Origin of the sequence: Shewanella sp. ECSMB14102, assembly GCF_000813075.1 — a bacterium.
In the GTDB taxonomy this organism is placed as follows: domain Bacteria; phylum Pseudomonadota; class Gammaproteobacteria; order Enterobacterales; family Shewanellaceae; genus Shewanella; species Shewanella indica.
Genome location: NZ_JWGX01000013.1, coordinates 101,788 through 123,538, shown reverse-complemented (window position 1 = coordinate 123,538; position 21,751 = coordinate 101,788). Strand labels below are relative to the sequence as shown.

Here is a 21,751-nt window from a genome sequence, read left to right as displayed (position 1 = left end):
AGCGGCTCACATAGGCTCTTGTTTAAGTACCGCCCTATCCAGCTTGACTCTCATCACTTGCGGATCCCGCTTCAGCTTTTCGAGCACAGCAAGGAGATCGCTGCCTTCTCTAGCGGCCAACACCATCAGTTGAGTGTCATTTTGCCAATCCAACCTCAGGCCTGAATCGGCAGCAAAGACCGCGGCATCAACACCTGGCTTAAGTTTGACCACCAACTTTCCGGTCACGGTCGCAAAAGGCTCACCGGCCTCTGTCACCAGTTGCTCTCCCTGACTCAACCTGCTGGCTTTCTGCACACCTTTGTCTGTCTTGATATAAAAGGTATCCTTAAGCCCAAGGAAGTCAGCTCTACTGCCCTGTTGCCGATACTGCTCGCCGTTATCTTCAAAAGGATTTTTATCATGCGCCATCGCAGGAGTCGCCAAAAGTGTCAGTCCCATGACTATCATTACTGTTGAAATCTTCATCTGTTACTCCTTAAGATGCTGCCTTGGCCTTGTGGCCATGAAAACGAATGGACCAGCCCTTCAACATACCGTTACTCTCATTGGGAATACTGATATAGCCCTTATCATATTTGATAAACCGATATTCACCGCTGTTCACATCTATCAGCTTAATGGTCCACACGCCTTTGGTGTTTTCACCATAGAAAGCATTTGAGAGCATAGGTGTCTTATCATAACCTTTGACCAGATCATTCGGATTATTGGGATCCATCACGCCCTGATACACCATGCCGTTGAAAGGCGTCATCAACACACTTCGGGTACCTGCCGGAGACACCAGCTCAACCGCCAGATCAGGAAGACGCAGGTGATCGGCGCTGAGCTCAATCTGCACCGCTTCCACCACCATATCCTCGGCAACCTCAAGAGAGTCTGACACCCCGGCAATATTGGCGTCCGGAATCGCCTTATCAAGCTCCATTTCACTGGCAATCCAGTCTGTCAACAGATACTCACCCAAGTCTGCCTTGTAGTCCTTGGCCATAGCGACAGCTGCACTAACATCTACCCGACCAAAGCCATACTCATTGTGGAAATGAAATCCTGCGGCATTGTCCTGCCAGCCTGAGATAGCCTCATAAACAGGCGCGTCGTCGCCCTCACCGATAGCAACCGTCTTGGCGGGTATATCGGCATCCACCTTGGTGGCAGTTGCAGCCAGGATATGGCGAATATCACGCCAGGAAAGAGAGGGATTGGCACTCATAATCATGGCGACCGCACCACTGGTATTGGGCGCCGCAGACGATGTTCCGTTCATACTAGACGTGTAATCACATTCCAAATTGAGTGGATGCTGACCACCATCAAACGGTGTTGCCGGGCGCTTCTGAATAACTGACCAGCCCTTGTCACAGCTGGCTCTGTCCGCGGTCACAATGGCGGGATCATCATCACCATATTCCCCACCCGGCGCAGTAACGAACACATTGGAGCCTACAGAAGAATAGCTTGAGCGCTTACCGGCTGCATTGATTGCCGAAACCACTAAATTAAATACGTTGGCGTTGTCGGTAGACATATTGGAATTATGGAAGGGCAAACCTTGGTTGGGCACTTTACCTTCCTTTGGCGCGCTGAAATAATCTCCGGGGATCCAGTAAGTATTGAATGCTCTATAATATGCATAGCCATTACCGGCAGACTTGACGAAGATGCTGCCCTTGCCGTCAAAACTGTCTTTGGTAATAGCACCATAGACCTCATATTCATCTTCATCGAATCCATGGGGGAAAGGCACTGAATAACCATAGCTCTGGTTAAACACCCTGGCATTGTCACTGTAAGCACTGGCGCCATGGGACTTGGCGAAATTTTCAAAGGTTTGTACGCTCTTGACCTTACCGCTGGGATCCCAATCCAGGAAGTTAAAGCCGATAAGACTGGCTTCAGGCGCAACACCGCGCCCCCCTATGCTATTCCAACCGGCAGCGGCTATGATCCCACCCACCGCAGTACCATGCGCAGCACTATCGGCAAATGGCGTCGGGTCAATAGTGCCAGTGATCAGATTATAGGATCCGCCCGCAATCACATTGGCACTGAGATCCGGGTGACTGATCTCAAGGCCATCATCTACCACAGCAACAATAACACCTTTACCGGTAACACCTGAGGCAATGGCATCACTGACATTCATGTCTTCACCGGCCACACCGCGATTCTTGGCGAAGGCATTTTGGCCTGTGTTTTTCAAATGCCATTGATGTTGATACAGAGGGTCGCCACCGTCAATACGCAATGTCAGCGTTGAGATAGACTCGCTCTTGCCGTCACTGACTTTGAAGCGCACGACTTCTGTGCCTTCCAACGCATCTGTCTGGTAGCTGAAGTTGCCCTTGGCCGCATCATTGATGGTCAAAGTCCCTAACTTGACTTCGCCGGGATCCACTAACGAAAAGGTTATCCCTCCTTCGGCATCTCTTCCTTCCAGTTGTCCATTGAGGCGTACCGACTGACGAACGTCATAGGTTACATCCCGGCTTTCCGGAGGTGTATTAACCGGCTCAGGCGCTTTCTTGCTGTCACTGCCACAACCCGCCAATAGGGCTGCAGCTATGCTCAGTGAAATAATCGACTTATGCATGCTTCTTTTCCTTTTGATAATAAAACGTCATATCGCTGAAAACTGGTTTTCGGAAACAGCTAGTTAATAGGTATGACGTACTTCTTATTGTTATAACCTGAGAGAAACCAGGCGTTAACATGAGTAACACACAATAGAGTCGTTTCAATAGCAAAGGCAGAGGTTGGGAAAAGTCCTACACAAAATTAGAATTAATCCGTTTTTATCGATTTGTAAAAAATGATGAAAAATCAAGCCTCGAAATACTTTTTAAAACTACAACAATAATTAAAATGAAAATTACTTAACCAAGGATTTAAACAGATAAAAAGTGGATTAAAGACAATACTAAAACTATCAAACACACCATTAAAAACATTACCATATGAAAATATGGCAATTAAAAATAGCTTTATTATAAATTGCCAGCCATCTTAATGCTCATCCCACTTAATGAAGTTATTTGTTAAACATACAGATTTCCGCAACCATAAAAAGCTCTTTTACAACACTATTCAATCCCAGCATTAAACCTGTAACTTACACTGTACACTTAAAAAGATATACCCTGCAGGGTTCTAATCCTTTACAAGAATCAGAACCTGCAGGTACGTCTATAACCCAGCATGTCACAACAGCGGCTATCAATATCAACCTATTTTAATAAGATTCAGTATATCTGCTCTGTGCTAGCCAGGAATGTCACTAGTGGTTATTTACACTTTCTCTACTGTTACCAAGGTTGATAGAAGTCCTGTGCCAGATCCAATTCTGCTCTGAGAACCTGTGGATTCTGTTTTATTGAACCCAAAACCTTTAATAAATCGCTTCCATCCGGTGCGGATAACAGAAGGAGGTTGTTATCACTTCGCCAATCCAAATGCAAATTATGCTGTTGAGAAAATTCGGTAGCCGAGACACCTTCTGCCAATTTTACAATGAATTTTCCTGTTGGAATTGCAATAACATCACCAGCAGAATCAACCAAAGGCTGTCCCTTTGATAAAGTTTCTGCCTTTACAACTCTATCATTAATTTTCACCAATGGAGTATCCACGTCATAAACTTCGGGAGCTACTTTATCCAACAAAGAATCATCACTCAAAAATGGTCTAGCCTGTACTGTCATAGACATGGCAGAAATAAGTAACGAAACAACTATCACTGTAATATTTTTCATACTACCCTCTCCTTAAGAAGCGCTTACGGCTTGGTGACCATGGATACGTAAAGACCAGGATTTGAGTACTCCATTAGCCTCATTTTCCAATAGCTTTTCTTCTACATTCACCTTTCCTACTCGGAAAATATATCCCTGTTCGCCACTATTTACATCGATAACCTTCAAAGTCCAATTTCCTCTGGCATTTTCACCATAAAAAGCATTGGACAACATGGGAGTATTTGTATATCCAGAGTTTCGAATGGGAACAAATCCATTATAGGGAGTCATAATAACGCTACGGGTACCCGAAGGTGAAATTAACTCAACAGCCAGATCAGCCAAACGCTTATGCTCTACCGTAAGATTAATTTGTACCCCTTCAACAATCCAATCTGAATCGAACTTCTGCACATCACTTACCCCCTCCAAGGAAGCATCCGGTATTGCCCCATTCAGTTCGGTACGAGACAAGTTATCACTTATCTGATATTCGCCTAAGTTCACCTTATAATTTCTAGCCATGGCAACAGCTTTACTGACATCAATGCGTCCGAAACCATAAAAATCATGGAATTTAAACCCAGCAGCATTGGTAAACCAAGCAGGCACAGCTTCATAAAGCTGACTAGCATCCGTATTTAAAGGAACTCTGATAGGCTGAATATTGGCATCTACCTGCTTGGACGTCATGGCCAGAATATGCCGGATATCACGCCAGGAGAGTGATGGATTGACACTCATTATCATGGCAATCGCACCACTGACATTCGGGGCTGCTGCCGATGTCCCGTTCATGGTAGAACGATAGTCACACTCAAGATTGAGTGGATGCTGGCCCCCATTAAAAGGGGTTCTGGGGCGCTCTTCGGTAACCGAACTGCCTTTGTCACAACCGGCTCTGTCCGTAGTCACAATTGCAGGGTTCTGAGTACCATACTCCCCCCCGGGAGCGTTAACAAAAACATTGGCCCCCACAGATGAATAACTGCTACGTTTACCATTTGCACTTCCTGCGCTGACCACAAGGTTATAGAGGTTGGTATTATTGGGAGACATGTTGGCATTGTGATAGGGTAATCCTTTATTGGCTGGCCTATTTTCACCTCTGGCTGTAAAGAAGTCTCTTGGTAATAGATATTTAGGTTGCCCTGTGGCGTTGTACCCCAAAAAATTATAATTATATCCATTACCGGCAGACTTGACGAAAATACTGCCCTTGCCATTAAAACTCTTGGTAGTCACCTGCTGATAAACTTCAAACTCATTTTCTCTCATTGAGCCCGGAATCATTGGTTGGTTTCCATAGCTTTGGTTAAACACCCTGGCTCGGTCGCTATAAGCACTTGCGCCATGGGACTTGGTGAAATTTTCAAAGGTTTGTACATTGCGGATCTCACGGCTAGGGTCGCTATCCAGGAAGTTAAAACCGATAAGCTTGGCTTCAGGTGCAACTCCCCGGCCACCTATACCATTCCACCCGGCAGCAGCAATGATTCCTGCAACCGAAGTCCCATGTGAAGCACTATTGGAAAATGGTGTCGGGTCAACTGTACCTGTGATTAGATTATAGGATCCGCCCGCTATCACATTGGCACTGAGATCCGGGTGACTGATCTCCAGACCATCATCTACCACAGCAACAATGACATCTTTACCGGTAACACCCGAGGCTATGGCATCGCTGACATTGATGTCTTCACCGAGCACACCACGGTTTCTGGCAAAGGCATTTTGGCCTGTGTTTTTCAAATGCCACTGATGTTGATACAAGGGATCGCCTCCCTTTATTCTCAAGGTTAATGCCGAAATAGATTCACTCTTGCCGTCACTGACTTTGAAGCGCACGACTTCTGTGCCTTCCAACGCATCTGTCTGGTAGCTGAAGCTGCCCTTGGCCGCATCATTGATGCTCAAAGTCCCGAACTTCACTTCGCCGGGATCCACTAACGAAAAGGTTATCCCTCCTTCAGCATCTCTTCCTTCCAGTTGACCATTGAGGCGTACCGACTGACGAACGTCATAGGTTACATCTCGGCTTTCCGGAGGTGTATTAACCGGCTCAGGCGCTTTCTTGCTGTCGCTGCCACAACCCGCCAATAGGGCTGCAGCTATGCTCAGTGAAATAATCGACTTATGCATGCTTCTTTTCCTTTTGATAATAAAACGCCATACCGCCGAAAACTGGGTTTCAGAAGCAAATCTTTAATAGGTATGGCGTATTTTTTATTGTTATAGCTTAGCCAAAACAAGCATTAACATATGTATCATATGTAACAGCGAGTTCAATGGGAGAAAAACGACAAGCAGGAAAAATCCTACATACGATACGAGATGCGTTATTTTAAGCATGTTATAAAAGACTAAATAAAGAAATGATAAACCTATAAATCTAAAAATAATTTCCTGTATAAACCCAAACGAAAACGCAATAAAAACAGCATATTGTTTAAATAATTAGTTACAAATTGCCGGGAAGATTTTATTTTTAAAAGCCTGTTATTAACAGAAAGGTATCATTTTATAAGAAAGGTTTTTCAAGCGCGGGGAATTTTGGAGGTTATTTTATAGTCACCGCATAGATGACTATAAAATAATAAACCTACTGGGCATCATGTTGATTTTCAGGGGCAGCATCAATAAAGGCTGGCAGAGTCAGGCACTCATCATTAATACGGCAAATGTTGGGGTATGGAGACAAGTCAATATTAAAACGCTTGGCATTATAAACCTGAGGAACCAGACAGATATCCACCAGGCTGACCTGGTCGCCGAAACAATACCGGCCCGAGTACTGCTGCAGCTGTTGCTCCAATGCACCAAAGCCCTGCTCGACCCAGTGGCGATACCAATCATTCTTGGCCGCATCATCCAACTTGAGCGTCCCGGTCAGATACTGCAACACTCGCAAGTTGTTCAAAGGATGGATCTCACAGGCAATTCCCATCGCCATAGCCCTGACCAGCGCCCGCTGCTCAATATCACCCGGCAACAGCGCCTCACCGCCAAAGGCTTCATCCAGATATTCAATGATCGCCAGCGATTGGGACAGCACCAACTCGGCGCGCTCGTCGTTGTCATCCGTCACCACCAAAGCCGGTACCAACTCCTGCGGGTTTAGCGCCTTGAAAGCGGCCTGATGCTGCTCGCCGCCATTGCGCACCAGATGAACCGAGAGCTGCTCGGCGCAAAGCCCCTTGAGGTTGAGCGCAATCCGCACCCGATAAGCGGCGCTGGAGCGCCAGTAACCATATAATTTCAACATAAGTTGTTCTCCCAAAGCTCGCTAACCTTAGATTGCGACTCTGCCCTGGTGATGTTTTATCCAAAGCCTTAACGCTGACACATTCGAAGGCAATACCAAGCCGGTATAAAAACCAACGGGGCTTCATCTTTATTGAGAGCCCCGTTTTGTTATCAAGTTATTTTACTCGGCTATATACTCAACTACCTGCTGATCTATCGTGCCGAAGATGCTGTGCCCGGCATCATCCAGCATTTCGATTCTGACCCTGTCTCCAAAGCCCATAAATGGCGTCACCGCCTTGCCCTCGGCAATCACTTCCAGCATGCGCTTTTCGGCCAAACAGCTGGAACCTGCGCTTCTGTCATAGTTGGAAATGGTGCCCGAACCTATGATGGCACCGGCGCCCAGGGGGCGAGTCTTGGTGACATGGGCGATCAGCTCGGCAAAGTTGAAGGTCATATCCACCCCGGCATTGGGCTTGCCGAACAGTTCGTTGTTCAGATGGGTGATCAGCGGCAGATGAACCCGGGTATCCTGCCATTTATCTCCCAGCTCATCCGGTGTGATTGCCACCGGTGAGAAACTGCTGGAAGGTTTGGACTGGAAAAAGCCAAAGCCCTTGGCCAGCTCGGCCGGGATCAGGTTACGCAGCGACACATCGTTAACCAACATCAACAGCTTGATATGAGAGGCGGCGTTTTCAGCGCTCACCCCCATGGGCACATCATCTGTGACCACGGCAATTTCCGACTCGAAATCTATGCCCCAATCTTCGCTTGCCAGCGGGATATCGGCTCTGGGAGCGATAAAACTGTCTGAACCGCCCTGATAGACCAAGGGATCTGTCCAGAAAGACTCCGGCATTTCGGCGCCGCGGGCCTTGCGCACCAGCTCAACATGATTGACATAAGCGCTGCCGTCGGCCCACTGGTAAGCGCGGGGAAAAGGTGACAAACAACGGCTCTCGTCAAAATCCTGGGTGTTATCCAACATGCCGGCATTCAGGGCATCGGAAAGCTCTCTGAGCTGAGGTTCCAGCAGTGACCAACTGTCGAGCAATTGCTGCATGGTCTGAGCTATGGCGGGAACAGCCACTGTCTGCTTCAAATCTCGACTGACCAACATGAGTTGACCATCGCGGCGTCCATTGTCATATGTCGCTAATTTCATACCTGCTCCTTCCTGTCTCTGTCCGGATTAATGGTTTTCATCAGGCAATCTGCCCGGCTCAATCCGTTTCTGTTATCCCGCCAGTAATACCTCATGCCGCGGGCAATGAAAACTCTGTGACTCACTTCACATTTAACCGCTTTGAGAACGGGTTTGTAAACTTTCACTGACACTTATCACCAGCAAGCGCCGGCAAAGGCTTTGCGTTCAAGGAATGGCTAAATATCAGCCATTCCGGCGGCAAATCCGCTTTACAGCGGTTTCAGCGCTTCTTGCTGATCTCATATTCCCTGAGTTTATTGGCAATGGCGGTGTGGGATACCCCCAACTTTTTCGCCAATTGGCGGGTACTGGGGTACGCCGGATAGAGACGCCGCAGCAAACCGGCTTCAAACTGCTTCATGGCTTGATCCAAGGTGCCTTCAAACTCCTTGTCGAAATAGCCAAAACCTTCGGCATAGGAAGGCAGTTTCAACTGTTCTATAGTCAATTCGGCCGAACCGTCCCACATGGATACCGCTCTGAACACGGCGTTTTTCAGTTGCCGCACGTTACCGGGCCAGGCATAGGTCAACAGGTGATCGCGGCAGGACGCCGAGATCCGCCGCACCGGGCTGGAAAGCTGCTGGCTGTAGTGTTCAAGGAACATTTCCGTCAGCGGGATAATATCGACCCTGCGTTCACGCAGCGCAGGCATATGGAAACTCAGTACATGAATGCGGTAGTAGAGATCTTCACGGAACTCGCCGGTCTGACACAGTTCCGCCAAATTCTTCTGAGTCGAACAGATGATACGGACATCGGCGCGCACCTCTACATCACCGCCGATACGGCGGAAGCTGCCATCCTGCAGTAAACGCAACAATTTGACCTGAGCGGCCTTGGACATCTCGGCTATTTCATCGAGGAAGACGGTGCCGCCCTTGGCCTCTTCGAAGAAACCCCGTTTAACCACTTCTCCGTTGCTGACATAACCAAACAGCTCCTCTTCCGCGGCGCTGTCGGGCATGGCGGCGCAGTTGATGGCGATAAAGGGTTTCTCCCTTCGCATGCTGGCATCGTGACAGGCTCTGGCCATCAGCTCTTTGCCTGTGCCGGTTTCCCCAGTGATCAACAAAGGCGCATCCAGCTGCGCCATACGCTTGGCTTGCTTGAGTACCTCTTTCATCTTGTCGCTGACGGCCAGCACTGAATCGAAGCCGCTGCTCTGGCTCTGCAGCGCGTTGAACTGTTTGCCCACCCGTGCTGGCGACTTGAGTGCCACCACGGCGCCGGCGAGAATACTCTTGTCGTTTTCATCCGGTAGATAAATGGGCAGCATTTCGGCCAGATATTCATTGTTGCCAATAGAGACCCGAGTGGCCTGCGCCAACACCTGGGGCTCGCTGAGCCAGCGACCAAAATTAAAACCTTGCACCCAGTGATTGAGGGATTCATCTATTACTTCATGTTCGGCCATTTCCAGAATAAGCAAGGCGGACTCGTTGACGATACGAATTCGCCCCTTTCCGTCGAGGGAGAACACGGCATCCGGCAGGGTTTTCAAGAGGGTTTTGAGGGCGTAATGCTCCTGCTCCGAGGGCATAAAGGAAACGGTTCTGACGTCGTGCACCCCTTCCACCTTACGGATTTGGGGCATCAACTCACTCAAGGTCTCAAAGCCGACCTCGGCAAACTGCAAATATAAGAATCCCTTGTTACTGGCGTCGATAGCGATAAGGTTAATCCCGTATCGCTCCAGCACCATTAAAATATCCTTGGCTAAACCAACGCGATCCTGACAACTGACTTCCAAGCGCATAACTGTCATTCCCTTTTATAATTCAGATTCTTTGGGATTATCGCCCGCACGAAGAGGTCTGCAAGCGATGTAAAAATGCGCCCTATACGTTAGAAGGTTCTGACACAAGTGGCAAGCTCGCTTTACAGCAGATTTGTAACAAAGGGAAAGGATTCAGTGTGAAGATACAATCAACACACTGAATATATTAGGAAAAGATTAATCCAGTAACTGGTCTGTCTTGGCAGCCATGATAAAGTCGTTACGGTGCAACCCCTTAATGGAATGCGACCACCAGGTCACAGTCACCTTGCCCCATTCAGTCAGGATCCCCGGGTGGTGAAACTCTTCTTCAGCCAAGTCCGCCAGCTTATTGCTAAAGGCCATCGCCTGCCGGAAATTTTTAAACTTGTAAACCCGCTCCAGCTGCATGATGCCATCGCGCACCTGCACGCCCCAATCCGGGATCATCCGAATAAGCTCAGCAAGCTCGGCATCTGTCACCTTGGGAGCATCGGCGCGGCATGCTTCGCACTTCATATTGGCCAGTTCAGTCATAACATCTCCTTGAAAGTGGCCTGCACTTTTGCACACAGGCCATTACCGCCAGTATCAGCTGGCTTTGGGTTGAAATTTGGGGGTAAAGAGTCCCAATCGTTTGGCTTGAGTAACCGCCTTCATAATGTCCATGCGGGCGATTTCATCCAGAAAATCTATATGCTCTATCTCGTAATAGATGGGCTGCATAATGTCTATCCGATAGGGAGTGCGCAACACATCCAGTAGTTCAAAGGGTCTGCGCTCCGGAGTGTCACTGAAGGCGTACAGCGTCTCGCCCGGCGAGCTCAAAATGCCGCCACCGTATATTCTCAGGCCGTCGGTCTGGGTACGCAGCAAACCAAACTCCACGGTAAACCAGTAAAGACGCGCCAAAAAGACTCTATCTTCCTTGCTGGCATCAAGCCCCAACTGACCGTAAATATGGGAGAAATGAGCAAAGGCCGGGTTGGTCAGCAAGGGACAATGACCGAAAATCTCATGAAAGATATCCGGCTCCTGCAGGTAATCAAACTCCTCCCTGCTGCGGATAAAAGTCGCCACCGGAAACTCCTTGTTGGCCAGGAGTTCAAAGAAGCGCCCGAATGAAATAAGCGCCGGCACCGCCGCCGTCTTCCAGCCCGTGGTGTCCTGCAACACGGCATCCAGCTCTCCCAGTTGCGGGATCCTGTCTTTGGGCAAGTCCAATGCCTTGAGCCCTTGCATGTATTCATCGCAGGCGCGACCGGGCAAGTTGTGTTCCTGGCGGGAATACAACTCCTGCCAGATGGCGTGTTCATCTTGCGGGTAATCTATTCGGCCATCACTGCCTGGATGACGTGCCACATATTGAGTTGCTTTACTCATAGTCCATACTCACTGCCTGAATCGTTTCTGATTTCATGTTCACTCAAGGGCGAACTTTTGTTAACCAGCTCACACTTTATTTCCGGAGGCTAGTGATGAAAATTTGTAAAGAATGGGTTACAAAATAGTATTTAGCTCGGTAAACTCAGTAGCTTGCTCTTGCAGCCCAGGCAGAATTTTTTGCAAGTTTCCAGCAAAATAAGCCCTTTTTGCAAATGGCTTTTCAGTTTTACTGCATTACAATAGGGGCTGATTTATCCCGAGCACCCAAGGTATCTGAATGCCGATAAAATCAACCACCATCCGCAAGGCGGTGATCCCCGTTGCGGGTCTTGGCACCCGTATGCTGCCGGCCACCAAGGCGATTCCCAAAGAGATGCTGCCGGTAGTAGATAAACCCTTGATTCAATATGTAGTCAGCGAAGCGATTGCCGCCGGCATCAAGGAGATCGTGCTGGTCACCCACGCCAGTAAAAACTCCATTGAAAACCACTTCGATACCAGTTTTGAACTGGAAGCCCAGCTAGAGCGCCGGGTAAAGCGGCAACTGCTCAATGAAGTGCAGTCCATCTGCCCGCAAAATGTCACTGTTATCAGCGTCCGCCAGGCTCAGGCCAAAGGGCTGGGGCATGCCATTCTCTGTGCCCGTCCGGTAGTAGGTGATGAGCCCTTCGCCGTGCTGCTACCGGATGTATTAGTAGACGATGCCGCCAGCGATCTTTCCCGCGATAACCTGGCCGAAATGGTCAGCCTGTTCGACCAAACAAGAACCGGGCAGATAATGGTCGAAGGTGTACCGCACGAGAAGGTAGACCAATACGGAATAGCCGATGTCAACGGCCACGATCTTAAGCCGGGCGAATCCCAGCCGCTGATCAAACTGGTTGAAAAACCGGATGTCGACGAAGCCCCCTCTAACTTGGCTGTAGTGGGCCGCTATGTGCTACCTGCCGCCATTTGGCCCTTGCTAGGCAAAACACCGGCCGGTGCCGGTGATGAAATCCAGCTTACTGATGCCATTGCCATGCTGATGCAAAGCCAGCAGGTCAACGCTTACTATATGCGTGGCAAGAGCCATGACTGTGGCAACAAGCTTGGCTATATGCAAGCAACGGTAGAGCATGCATTGCGCCATCCCGAGCTTGGCAGTGAATTTGCCGCCTATCTGGGCGATTTAATAAAAGGATGTAAAGCATGACAATTTTGGTCACCGGCGGTGCCGGTTATATTGGCACCCACACTCTGGTCGAACTCTTGGCCGCGGGCAAAGAGGTTGTGGTAATAGACAACCTGAGCAACTCAAGTGTTGAAGCCCTGGCCAGAGTCGAAGAGATCAGCGGCAAGAGCGTACTCTTTTATCAGGGTGATATCCTCAACAAGGCATTCCTGCAGAAAGTCTTCAGCGACCACAGCTTCGAAGCCGTTATTCACTTCGCTGGCCTCAAGGCGGTAGGTGAGTCCGTCGCCCAGCCACTGAAATATTATGAAAACAATGTCACCGGCACCCTAATTCTGTGTCAGGTGATGAAAGAATATGGCGTTCGCAACCTGGTATTCAGTTCATCGGCCACTGTTTACGGCGATCCCGCCAGTCTGCCGATCACCGAAACTTTTCCCACATCGGCCACCAACCCCTATGGTCAATCCAAACTGATGGTGGAACATATTCTGGCGGATTTAGCCGCGGCCGAACCCAACTGGAATATCGCCCGCTTGCGTTACTTCAACCCGGTTGGCGCCCACAAGAGCGGCCGTATCGGTGAAGATCCCAACGATATCCCAAATAACCTGATGCCATTTATCGCCCAGGTTGCCGTCGGCAAGCGTGATAAACTCAGCGTCTTCGGCAATGACTACCCCACAGTAGACGGCACAGGTGTGCGCGACTATATCCACGTAGTTGACCTGGCCATAGGTCACCTCAAGGCTCTGGACAAGCTCGCCACCAATCCAGGTCTGGTCACCTATAATCTGGGAACCGGCCAGGGCTACAGTGTACTTGAGATGGTCAAAGCCTTTGAAAAAGCCTGTAACAAGGCGATCCCCTTTGAGTTTGCCCCGCGTCGGCCCGGCGATATCGCCGCCTGTTATGCTGATCCCGCCCATGCTGCCAAAGAGCTGGGCTGGAAGGCTGAGCGCAGCCTGCAGGATATGGCCGACTCCAGCTGGAACTGGCAATCCAACAACCCTAACGGTTACAAGGGTTAGTCATGGATCTTTCTCGCAGACGCCTGTTCAGTCGCCGCAAGAGTGATCTGGTTCGGCCGCCCTGGAGCAAGCCGGAGGCGGAATTTACCGACGCCTGCACCCGCTGCGGCGCCTGTGTGGATGCCTGCGAGACTCAAGTGCTTATCAAGGGGGATGGCGGCTTTCCGGAGCTTGACTTTCAGCGCGCCGAATGCAGCTTTTGTCAGGCCTGTGTCACCCACTGTGAACAGCCGGCATTCAGGCCTCTTGGCGAAGCGCCTTGGCGGCTCATTGCCCAATTTGCCGACAGCTGCCTCGCTCGCCAGGGTATTGTCTGCCAAAGCTGCAAGGATGCCTGCGACGAACGGGCGATCCGCTTTCCGCCCCTTTTAGGGGCTACCGCCCTGCCGGTACTGGATGCTGAGCGCTGTAGTGGCTGCGGCGCCTGCGTTGCCCCCTGTCCCGCCTCTGCCATCAAGCTACGAGAGCCAAACCCCGACTGACGCTCTGCCGGGAGCCAAAAATCTGACTCCCACAGCGCCAAATATTAGTGGTTTTGTTACTTTGTGATAACAGGTAATATCGAGTTTCCCCTGATAAAACCACTAAAAAGTACTATGTTTGGTAAAAACAAAAAAACGGCAGGGCTCACCTATATTGCCCAGGGTAGCAAGATTACCGGCGAGAGCCACTTCGATGACGAGACCCTGGTCGGCGGCGCCATCTATGGAAAAGTAACAGCTGAAAATAAGCTGATCATCGAAGCCAACGGCCTGATTGATGGCGAACTTAACTGCCAGGAACTCAAGGTTTCCGGGCTATTTCGCGGTAAACTCCACTGTGAAAAATTAACTATCTGCGGTACCGGCACGGTCGAGGGAGAAGTCGCCAGTAAATCAATGGAGATCTTCGAAGGTGGTCAATTTATCGGTATCAGAGTCAAAGATGAGGTTAACTTGCTTAAAGAGCTTGGCGATGATAATCCCCCTATGACTGAACTTAAGCTCCAAGCTCAAGAGTAGTGATCAAAAAAGCACACAAACATGACTTTTATCACATTTTAATCACAATAAATTCGAAAAGCGCACTGAATTGTGCTCAGTCACAGTAATCATATTTGTGCTGGTCTAGCATCTATCTCCAAAGAGGTATAAATCCATAGGATGGATGCTAATGTCGAGTCGATTATTGAAACAGCTGTGTGAGCTGGATATCTTTACCCTCATGGTGTTCAAGAACATCTATGAAACAGGGCACGCCAACTGTACAGCGCGAGAATTGGCAGTGTCTGCCCCTAAAATAAGCCGCTGCCTGGCGGCACTGAGATTAGCCTTTGACGACGAGCTTTTCTATCGCCGTCAGCAACAACTCAAGCCTACACCTCTGGCGGAGAATCTATACCAACCGGTTTGCGATTTCATCCATTCAGTGCACCGCCTGGAACAGCAAGTTCATCAGAGCCGCTTGCCTTCAAGCGATATCTGTATTCATGTAGCCGTAGCGCATGGCTTGCTTTCCTCGCTGGCGATGAAACTGGGACAGACGAACATTCAGCAGCAGTTGGGCCAGATCAGACTCTACCCCTGGCAAGATGATTCAGCAGAAAAAATTCACCGTGGACAATTAGACTTAGGGGTCTGTCTGGAGCACCCCGAGCAGTTGGATCTCATTCTGAGTTCGCTTGGGCAAACCATGGGTGTGTGTGTTGTCAGCCGAGAGGATCATCCGCTGTGGCAAAAATCACCGGCTATCACCCTCGAAGATATCAGCCAATATACTTTCGTTTACTTGACCATCAAGGGCTTCAACGAGCGCATGGATCCCATGGAACTCTTCTGTCAGCAAGAAGGCATTCCCCTATCCCAAGTGCATGCCGTACACGACAGGGAAGAATGGCATGCTCATCTGTTGACCATGAGCAGTGTAGCCTTCAGCACCCCCAATGAAATGGCGCTTATTGAAGGCATGCCGGGTTTGCGGGTGCAACATCTGCCCGAGACCGAAGTGGCTAAACTCCACCGGGCATTTTCGCTGCCAAGCTACTCCTTGGTAGAAAAGGCCCCCAGCTATCGCCGTTACTCCGAACAACAAAGAAAACTGTTGTTGAACCTGGTCACTCAAGAACTCTACCCCAAGGCTGAATATTGAGAACTGATTGATCACCTGGCATCTTTGCGACCTTCAGAATTAGCCCATTCTCCTATTTGTCCAGAACTATCTGCTACTTATAGCCAGCTTCAGCTTGTCACTCTGCGCATTCGGTAATTTCAAAAACTGAAATTACCGATTTCGCCACCCGTTATTTCTTTATCAATTTCTTAACTCATATTTCACAAATAAAACAATAAGTCAAAACTACTACTTTGGATGTATGTATATTCAAATGACTGCACAGGCAGTACCCATAATTTGAATAAAGGGACGCAATGATGAAAAAACACAATAAGTCATTACTGGCGCTGGCTCTGACCAGTCTATTGTGCCTTACCGCATGCGGGGACGGTGAGGACGGAAAAGACGGAGCCCCCGGTGAACCTGGCATACCAGGCGAACCCGGACAGCCAGGAGCCCCCGCAGGTTCAAGTACTTCCACCATTATCAGTGCCGGCGATGTCAGTTTCGAGATAGTGCCGGCCGACAACACACTGGCAGGCGGCGAAACCTTCGCCCTCAAGTTCAAGGCCTCGGCCACCAACGGCTCAGGGGAGCGAGTCCCACTGACGGGCCTGGATCAAGTCGCCCTCTACTCTATTACCGCCATGAGCAATAGTTCCGGCAGCGGTGCGCCGCTGCAATGGGTCAATAATGCCACGGCTCAGGAACTGGGCAGCTCCATGTACTGCACCCTGGATGGCACCTATAGCTCCAGGGGTCAAACTGGCGATGCCTGTCTTCTGGTTGAAGATCCGGCCGAGCCAGGTACCTATACCGGCACTTGGGCACATGATGGAGTCGCTCCCATCATGAATGCCAATGACAACCTCAGCGCACCTCATCGCTTGTTCCTGCGCGCCTATAACCTCAAGGATGCCAGCGGCGCAGCCATAGCAGACAAGGTGCTCTCTACGCCGCTGGATTATATTCCGGCATCCGGCGAGTTGGTTGAAGCCACAGGTAAGGATACGGTAACAGATACCGCCTGTATTGCCTGCCACAGTGAAGTCGAAGGCCGCATCGCCAAGATAAACGCGCACCACAACTACCAAAGCACTGAGAAGTGCGTTGCCTGCCACAACCCGGCTCTGGTACCTAACGAAGCCCAAAAAGCCGAAGGTTGGGTATTTGATTTCGGCCCCATGGTTCACAGGCTGCATGCCGGCCATCACATCGCAGGTTTCCTCTCCGGTGAAGCCAAAGAGTACTTCGGTGAAATAGGCTTCCCGGCAGAACTTAACAACTGCGCCAGTTGCCACAACAACGGTGACTCCTGGAACGCCAATATCTACCGCGAAGCCTGTGTCGGTTGCCATATCAATGTTAACTTTGAAACCGGCGTAGGCCACTCTGACTTCAACCTGGCTCAGGCCGACGACAGCCAGTGTCAGTCTTGCCATGGCAGCGGAGCACTTAGCCCAGTGCAAGCTCATAAAGTGGGTAAACGGGCTGAATATGCCGAGCTGTTGACCGTTGAGTTCACCTCGGCCACTGCGGCGGCTTCCACCACAGCGGGCAATAAACTGGTTACCATCACTGCTAATGTCAGCTTCAATGGTCAACCACTGACAGATGCAGCTCAACTGGCGGTGCTCAACAAAGACGCCACTCTGATAGGCAATGTGGATGCCAGAGGCGAAGTCACCCGCTGGGGCAGCAGGCCAGGTCTTGCCAGCGGCAGCGCCGCCAATGGCGTGCTGACCCTGACTACTGATGTCCCGGAAGCTCAGGCAATGGGCACCATTTACATCGGAACCGAGGCCAACTTCTGTGTCGATAACTCAGGTAAGATAGCCGCCTGTGCCGAAGGCATGCCCTTCGATGCCGGTAATCCAATTGGCGCCACTTCAAGCGTTAAGTTCTATAACCTAGATGGTGGTGATGCTGTCACAGCCCGCTTTGCCATTGCAGAGCGGATGAGCGCCAGCGAAGCCAAGTGTAATGCCTGTCACGGCACACTGGACTACATCAAGGGTACCCGCCACGGCACCTACACCTTTGATCAGTGTATGGACTGCCATAACAACAGCTATTACGGCTCCTATCACGGCACCTCCGAGTACAACACGGGTAATCTGGATGCCGATGGCAAGCCGATATTTGCCGAAGTCCCCGGACTCCTGTATGCCAACCGCGATCTGATGACAGTTGCCCACCGTTTCCACAGTGGTAACTGGGGTGAAGCTGCCATCTTCCGTGATGCTGCAGGCGAGCTGCACGGCTATCCAGCTGTGGAAACAGAGTGTGCTGCCTGCCACAAAGACGACACACCGCTGTTTGCCGCCGATGGTGGCCTGACATCCGCCAAGCGTGGGATCAAGATTTCAGCTACCGAGTATATCTCTCCGGTTGCCGAATCCTGCCGTACCTGTCACGCTCACTCTGACGCGGCCTCTCTGGCCCACTTCAAGAGCAATGGTGCCTTCGTTGCCGGTGATGCTGCCACAGACGCCAACCTGCCGGTTGAGTCCTGTGCCACCTGTCACGCCGAAGGCAAGACCTATGGCGTAGATAAGGTACACGCAGGGGGTGCTCACTAGTACCGTACCTTGAGGGCTGTCCCTGCAAGGCCCTCCCTCAACTCTGCAACAACAAGGGGACCCACTTGGGTCCCCTTATCTTTCCTCATCCAACTTAAGCCATAACTTACAACTCTGTAGCCGACATCCTCTGCTGCCACAGCTGTCGCAGTTTACGGACAAAGCTCTCCGGCGGTTGATCCAATGCGTCCACGGGAATATAGAGGTGATAACCCAAGTACTTGTCCAGCGTCAGGCAACGGCGGCCAAACATGGCCAATACGCCTCGGTAACGCTCATCATTGACCGTAAGGGGTTCAAACTCAGCGCTGAGAGCCGCTTCCAGTGTCTGCAGCTCTTCATCCTGGGCAGCTGCTGTCATCAGCAAGGGCCGCTGCTCCGACAAGAGCCCGGTCGCCAACCTGGGTGAAATGGCATCCAGCAGTGGATTGATACGTTTGAGCTTGAGCCCGACATAGGGCAGCGTCAGTTGCTCCATGCCTTGGGTGACTCTGGGCTGATCCAGCCGCTGAATATTATCCCAGGCCACAAACAAGCTACCGCGGCGATGGAAGAATCTCAGCCCTTCAGCGCTGAATTCAAGACTGACATGGGGCTCGAGCTGCTTGGCAATACCCAGCACCAAAGACACGGCCCCAAGGGCAAAACACACTATGCCCGGGGCAAACATCCAGGGCCAACCGATAAACAACACCAACCCCAGGACTATGCCCAGCCCTCCGGCCAGAGTCAGTGTAATGCCATTGCGCTTACTGCCCGGCCTTATTGTGATAGTTTCCATAACGCTTTCGCTCTATTGCCAGCGGCTTATCAGCCGTTTATTCATTCTATAACCAGGGTTCTGAACCATTAGCGGCCGGTAACAGTCAACCAGGCCAATCCCAGATATTCGTGCAACGCCTTTTGTGAATCATCCAGATTGGATGTGCTCAGGCGCCACCAGTGATCGCGCCTAAGCAGAAAGTCAGTCGGTGCCGCCCGAGGTTCAAGCCCGGTCGAGCGGAATATTCGCATCGCCCTTGGCATATGGCTGGCGGAGGTGACCAGGATCAGTTGTCTGCCACCCAAGGCATCTATCCCTTTATCATCAGTGCCGGCACCGAAGGCCTGCCGCAGCGCCTGGGCTTCCTCTATGGTATCGCGGGCCGAATCCAACATTAAAACTCGCGATGGCTCGGCCCCCAACTCGATGGCGGCCTCGGCCATACGCCGGGCATGACTCTGCTGCTCAAGACCGCCGCTCCAACCACTGACCGCCAGCAGGCAATCTTTGCTGTTGGCCGCCTTGAGTTGCGCCACCCCTTCACTGAGACGCTCAAGCGCCGTTGCCGACAACATATGTCGCGCGAGTCCGCCAACCTCATCATCATGGCCCGAACCCAGCACCATCACCACACAGGAGCGCGCCGGCGCTGCGGTATAAAGTGGATACTGACGCTCAAGCCCGGCAAGCAGTGTATTGCTGCCGATAGAGCTGGAAAGCAGTAGCACCCAAGTGATGGCAAAAACCACCAGGGCGCGCGCTACACCCGGCCTGCGACGGATATAAAAACAGGCAAGCAGCAGAGTGACCAAGGTTAGAGGGATGGGCATAAAGAATTGAGAGAGGATTTTTTTCAGCCAGAACACGCTTGATATCCGAAGGTTGGCAAAAGTAGCCATAGCTTACAGAAGCGTTACTCGGCTGACCAGTGATTGGCGAAGGGCGATGGACTCACTTGCCCCAATACATGTTCGAGCGCTTTCCACTTTTGTCTAAAGTGCCTAGAGTGTCTAAAGTGTCTCAGTCGAATACCTGTAACACGGCCCGGGCACCTCGCCAAACTCAGTCCTGGCCCCACAGCCAAGCGGCGCCGCGTACCCCGGAGGAGCAGCCGTAGTGATTGGGCAACACAGGAGTTCGGCACTCGCCGCCGACCACATAGCGCTTGAGTCTATCCGGCAATGCCGGATAGATGGCCTGCACATTGGACATACCGCCGCCGAGTACTATGGCGTCCGGATCCAGCAGATTGATCACATGGGCCAGAGAGCGGGCCAGACGGTCGAGATAGCGCTCAAAGGCCGCGCCGGCCTCGGCATCCCCCTGCTCCACCAATGCCATCACCTCGGCGCCTGAGCTGAGCTGCGCACCGGCAGCCTGGTTATAGTCGCGGACAAACCCGGTTCCCGAAATAAAGGTTTCGATGCAGTCGTGCTTGCCGCAAAAACACTCAGTGCTGTTGAACTCCTCGGCGCGTATCCAGGGCAAGGGATTATGGCCCCATTCACCGCCTATACCATTGCCGCCCTGATGTACCCTGCCATTAATGGCAATGCCGGCACCGCAGCCTGTGCCTATGATCACCCCGAACACCACCTCTTTGCCTGCGGCGGCGCCATCCACCGCCTCGGAGACCGCAAAACAGTTGGCGTCATTGGCAACCCGCACTTTGCGCCCCAGACGCTGCTCGAGATCTCTATCGAGCGGATGACCATTTAACCAGGTGGAGTTGGCGTTTTTCACCAAACCGGAAAAGGGCGAGATCACCCCGGGAATGCCAATACCCACAGTTCCTGTCATTTCCAGCTGCGTCTCGGCTTCATCGACCAAGGCACAGATGGCCTCAAGGGTCGCCTGATAGTCTCTGGGGGTGGCAATTCGCTTGCGAAACAGCTCACTCCCGGAATCACCCAGAGCCACCAATTCAATCTTAGTGCCGCCCAAATCAACGCCGATACGCATCATGCTTGCAACTCCGGTGTTTGTATCTGCTTTAATCGCACCGCCAATCGGCGCTGTATGCGATAAACCAAGGATTGAGGATAGTTTCTTTTTGGTTATATTTTAAGTTGCTGCCTGCTGGATATTCCAAAACCCGGCCACCGGCACTCTCAAGTACGGCCTGAGCCGCCGCCGTGTCCCATTCACTGGTAGGGCCCAATCTGGGGTAGATGTCCGCCTTGCCCTCAGCAAGCAGGCAGAATTTGAGTGATGAGCCGACACTCTTCATTTCGTGCTCGCCAAGCTGCTGCAGATACTCGCCAAGCCCCGGGCTCGAGTGCGAGCGACTGCCGACAATCACAGGAACCTGGCGCTTAACTCCGGCCCTGGCATTCAATTCCACCCGCTGGTATCCAGCCGCATTTGGGGTCTCACGCCAGGCACCGAGTCCCAGTGCGCCCAAATAGCACACGGCTGAGGCAGGCACATAGACAACACCTGCGACCGCCTGGCCTCGGTGAATAAGCGCAATGTTGACGGTAAATTCACCGTTGCCCTTGATAAACTCCTTGGTGCCGTCGAGTGGGTCGATAAGCCAATAGGTTTCCCAGCCCTGCCGCTGCGCCCAGGGGATATCCGCCGCTTCTTCCGACATCTGTGGCCAGGCTGGAAACTCACGCGCCAGCGCCTGTTGCAACACGGCGTGACTGGCAAGATCGGCAGCCGTGACCGGACTGTCATCGGCCTTGTGCTCAATCGCCAGTTCGCCGCCCTGATAGTAGTGCATTATCGCCTCACCGGCGGCGCGGGCCATCTCGGTCAAGAGTG

19 protein-coding genes are annotated in these 21,751 nt (G+C 51.3%); 6 read left to right on the top strand and 13 right to left on the bottom strand.

Annotated features, from left to right (window positions below):
* Positions 1-6: 6 nt before the first annotated feature.
* The 9 genes from RC73_RS05965 to phhA all read right to left on the bottom strand — a co-directional run bounded on the left by RC73_RS05965 (position 7) and on the right by phhA (position 11,338).
* Positions 7-468 carry a hypothetical protein gene (locus tag RC73_RS05965; protein WP_039033786.1) on the bottom strand — a complete coding sequence of 154 codons (462 nt, stop codon included), beginning with the start codon at positions 466-468 and terminating at the stop codon, positions 7-9.
* A gap of 10 nt (positions 469-478) precedes the next feature.
* Positions 479-2,596 (bottom strand): S8 family serine peptidase, encoded by a 2,118-nt coding sequence (locus tag RC73_RS05960; RefSeq protein ID WP_039033785.1) that lies wholly within the window; start codon positions 2,594-2,596, stop codon positions 479-481.
* 712 nt (positions 2,597-3,308) lie between these two features.
* Positions 3,309-3,755: a hypothetical protein gene (locus RC73_RS05955; RefSeq protein WP_039033784.1), complete on the bottom strand. Its 447-nt coding sequence runs from the start codon at positions 3,753-3,755 to the stop codon at positions 3,309-3,311.
* A 12-nt stretch (positions 3,756-3,767) separates the two neighbouring features.
* Positions 3,768-5,879, bottom strand: coding sequence for a S8 family peptidase (locus tag RC73_RS05950; RefSeq protein ID WP_039033783.1), 2,112 nt, complete (start codon positions 5,877-5,879; stop codon positions 3,768-3,770).
* 460 nt (positions 5,880-6,339) lie between these two features.
* Positions 6,340-6,999, bottom strand: a complete 660-nt coding sequence (gene maiA, locus RC73_RS05945) for a maleylacetoacetate isomerase (protein WP_039033811.1) — start codon at positions 6,997-6,999, stop codon at positions 6,340-6,342.
* 165 nt (positions 7,000-7,164) lie between these two features.
* Positions 7,165-8,154, bottom strand: a complete 990-nt coding sequence (locus RC73_RS05940; RefSeq protein WP_039033782.1) for a fumarylacetoacetate hydrolase family protein — start codon at positions 8,152-8,154, stop codon at positions 7,165-7,167.
* Positions 8,155-8,416: 262 nt separating this feature from the next.
* Positions 8,417-9,955 (bottom strand): transcriptional regulator TyrR, encoded by a 1,539-nt coding sequence (gene tyrR, locus RC73_RS05935; protein ID WP_039033781.1) that lies wholly within the window; start codon positions 9,953-9,955, stop codon positions 8,417-8,419.
* A gap of 198 nt (positions 9,956-10,153) precedes the next feature.
* Positions 10,154-10,492 carry a 4a-hydroxytetrahydrobiopterin dehydratase gene (locus tag RC73_RS05930; protein WP_025010903.1) on the bottom strand — a complete coding sequence of 113 codons (339 nt, stop codon included), beginning with the start codon at positions 10,490-10,492 and terminating at the stop codon, positions 10,154-10,156.
* 54 nt (positions 10,493-10,546) lie between these two features.
* A complete protein-coding gene (gene phhA / locus RC73_RS05925; RefSeq protein WP_039033780.1) occupies positions 10,547-11,338 on the bottom strand; it encodes a phenylalanine 4-monooxygenase in 792 nt (263 codons plus the stop codon).
* 286 nt (positions 11,339-11,624) lie between these two features.
* Here phhA and galU point away from each other — a divergent pair, with 286 nt between their 5' ends.
* The 6 genes from galU to RC73_RS05895 all read left to right on the top strand — a co-directional run bounded on the left by galU (position 11,625) and on the right by RC73_RS05895 (position 18,219).
* Positions 11,625-12,536 (top strand): UTP--glucose-1-phosphate uridylyltransferase GalU, encoded by a 912-nt coding sequence (gene galU, locus RC73_RS05920; RefSeq protein WP_039033810.1) that lies wholly within the window; start codon positions 11,625-11,627, stop codon positions 12,534-12,536.
* Entirely contained in the window at positions 12,533-13,546 is a 1,014-nt protein-coding gene (galE, locus tag RC73_RS05915; RefSeq protein WP_039033779.1) for a UDP-glucose 4-epimerase GalE, read from the top strand. The genes galU and galE overlap by 4 nt, the downstream gene beginning before the upstream one ends.
* Before the next feature lie 2 nt (positions 13,547-13,548).
* Complete coding sequence (gene napF / locus RC73_RS05910) at positions 13,549-14,028, top strand: ferredoxin-type protein NapF (RefSeq protein WP_039033778.1); 480 nt, start codon at positions 13,549-13,551, stop codon at positions 14,026-14,028.
* A gap of 114 nt (positions 14,029-14,142) precedes the next feature.
* Entirely contained in the window at positions 14,143-14,547 is a 405-nt protein-coding gene (locus RC73_RS05905; protein WP_039033777.1) for a bactofilin family protein, read from the top strand.
* Between the two features lie 151 nt (positions 14,548-14,698).
* The gene (locus RC73_RS05900) at positions 14,699-15,673 is read left to right on the top strand and encodes a LysR family transcriptional regulator (RefSeq protein WP_039033776.1); all 975 of its coding nucleotides are present in this window, start codon (positions 14,699-14,701) and stop codon (positions 15,671-15,673) included.
* A gap of 278 nt (positions 15,674-15,951) precedes the next feature.
* Positions 15,952-18,219 (top strand): OmcA/MtrC family decaheme c-type cytochrome, encoded by a 2,268-nt coding sequence (locus RC73_RS05895; protein WP_039033775.1) that lies wholly within the window; start codon positions 15,952-15,954, stop codon positions 18,217-18,219.
* Positions 18,220-18,325: 106 nt separating this feature from the next.
* Here RC73_RS05895 and RC73_RS05890 read toward each other — a convergent pair whose 3' ends face one another.
* The 4 genes from RC73_RS05890 to cysQ form a co-directional block, all read right to left on the bottom strand.
* Entirely contained in the window at positions 18,326-19,000 is a 675-nt protein-coding gene (locus RC73_RS05890; protein WP_039033774.1) for a DUF2982 domain-containing protein, read from the bottom strand.
* A gap of 68 nt (positions 19,001-19,068) precedes the next feature.
* A complete protein-coding gene (locus tag RC73_RS05885; protein WP_052248026.1) occupies positions 19,069-19,848 on the bottom strand; it encodes a YdcF family protein in 780 nt (259 codons plus the stop codon).
* Between the two features lie 196 nt (positions 19,849-20,044).
* Positions 20,045-20,947, bottom strand: coding sequence for a fructokinase (mak, locus tag RC73_RS05880; protein ID WP_039033772.1), 903 nt, complete (start codon positions 20,945-20,947; stop codon positions 20,045-20,047).
* A 28-nt stretch (positions 20,948-20,975) separates the two neighbouring features.
* The gene (gene cysQ / locus RC73_RS05875; protein WP_082014264.1) at positions 20,976-21,737 is read right to left on the bottom strand and encodes a 3'(2'),5'-bisphosphate nucleotidase CysQ; all 762 of its coding nucleotides are present in this window, start codon (positions 21,735-21,737) and stop codon (positions 20,976-20,978) included.
* Between the last annotated feature and the right edge of the window lie 14 nt (positions 21,738-21,751).

What these genes read in the sequence shown, in the direction of transcription:
- RC73_RS05965 (WP_039033786.1), bottom strand. Translation starts at nt 468, where the DNA reads ATGAAGATTTCAACAGTAATGATAGTCATGGGACTGACACTTTTGGCG.
- RC73_RS05960 (WP_039033785.1), bottom strand. Translation starts at nt 2,596, where the DNA reads ATGCATAAGTCGATTATTTCACTGAGCATAGCTGCAGCCCTATTGGCG.
- RC73_RS05955 (WP_039033784.1), bottom strand. Translation starts at nt 3,755, where the DNA reads ATGAAAAATATTACAGTGATAGTTGTTTCGTTACTTATTTCTGCCATG.
- RC73_RS05950 (WP_039033783.1), bottom strand. Translation starts at nt 5,879, where the DNA reads ATGCATAAGTCGATTATTTCACTGAGCATAGCTGCAGCCCTATTGGCG.
- RC73_RS05940 (WP_039033782.1), bottom strand. Translation starts at nt 8,154, where the DNA reads ATGAAATTAGCGACATATGACAATGGACGCCGCGATGGTCAACTCATG.
- tyrR (WP_039033781.1), bottom strand. Translation starts at nt 9,955, where the DNA reads ATGCGCTTGGAAGTCAGTTGTCAGGATCGCGTTGGTTTAGCCAAGGAT.
- RC73_RS05930 (WP_025010903.1), bottom strand. Translation starts at nt 10,492, where the DNA reads ATGACTGAACTGGCCAATATGAAGTGCGAAGCATGCCGCGCCGATGCT.
- phhA (WP_039033780.1), bottom strand. Translation starts at nt 11,338, where the DNA reads ATGAGTAAAGCAACTCAATATGTGGCACGTCATCCAGGCAGTGATGGC.
- galE (WP_039033779.1), top strand. Translation starts at nt 12,533, where the DNA reads ATGACAATTTTGGTCACCGGCGGTGCCGGTTATATTGGCACCCACACT.
- napF (WP_039033778.1), top strand. Translation starts at nt 13,549, where the DNA reads ATGGATCTTTCTCGCAGACGCCTGTTCAGTCGCCGCAAGAGTGATCTG.
- RC73_RS05905 (WP_039033777.1), top strand. Translation starts at nt 14,143, where the DNA reads ATGTTTGGTAAAAACAAAAAAACGGCAGGGCTCACCTATATTGCCCAG.
- RC73_RS05900 (WP_039033776.1), top strand. Translation starts at nt 14,699, where the DNA reads ATGTCGAGTCGATTATTGAAACAGCTGTGTGAGCTGGATATCTTTACC.
- RC73_RS05895 (WP_039033775.1), top strand. Translation starts at nt 15,952, where the DNA reads ATGATGAAAAAACACAATAAGTCATTACTGGCGCTGGCTCTGACCAGT.
- RC73_RS05890 (WP_039033774.1), bottom strand. Translation starts at nt 19,000, where the DNA reads ATGGAAACTATCACAATAAGGCCGGGCAGTAAGCGCAATGGCATTACA.
- mak (WP_039033772.1), bottom strand. Translation starts at nt 20,947, where the DNA reads ATGATGCGTATCGGCGTTGATTTGGGCGGCACTAAGATTGAATTGGTG.
- cysQ (WP_082014264.1), bottom strand. Translation starts at nt 21,737, where the DNA reads ATGGCCCGCGCCGCCGGTGAGGCGATAATGCACTACTATCAGGGCGGC.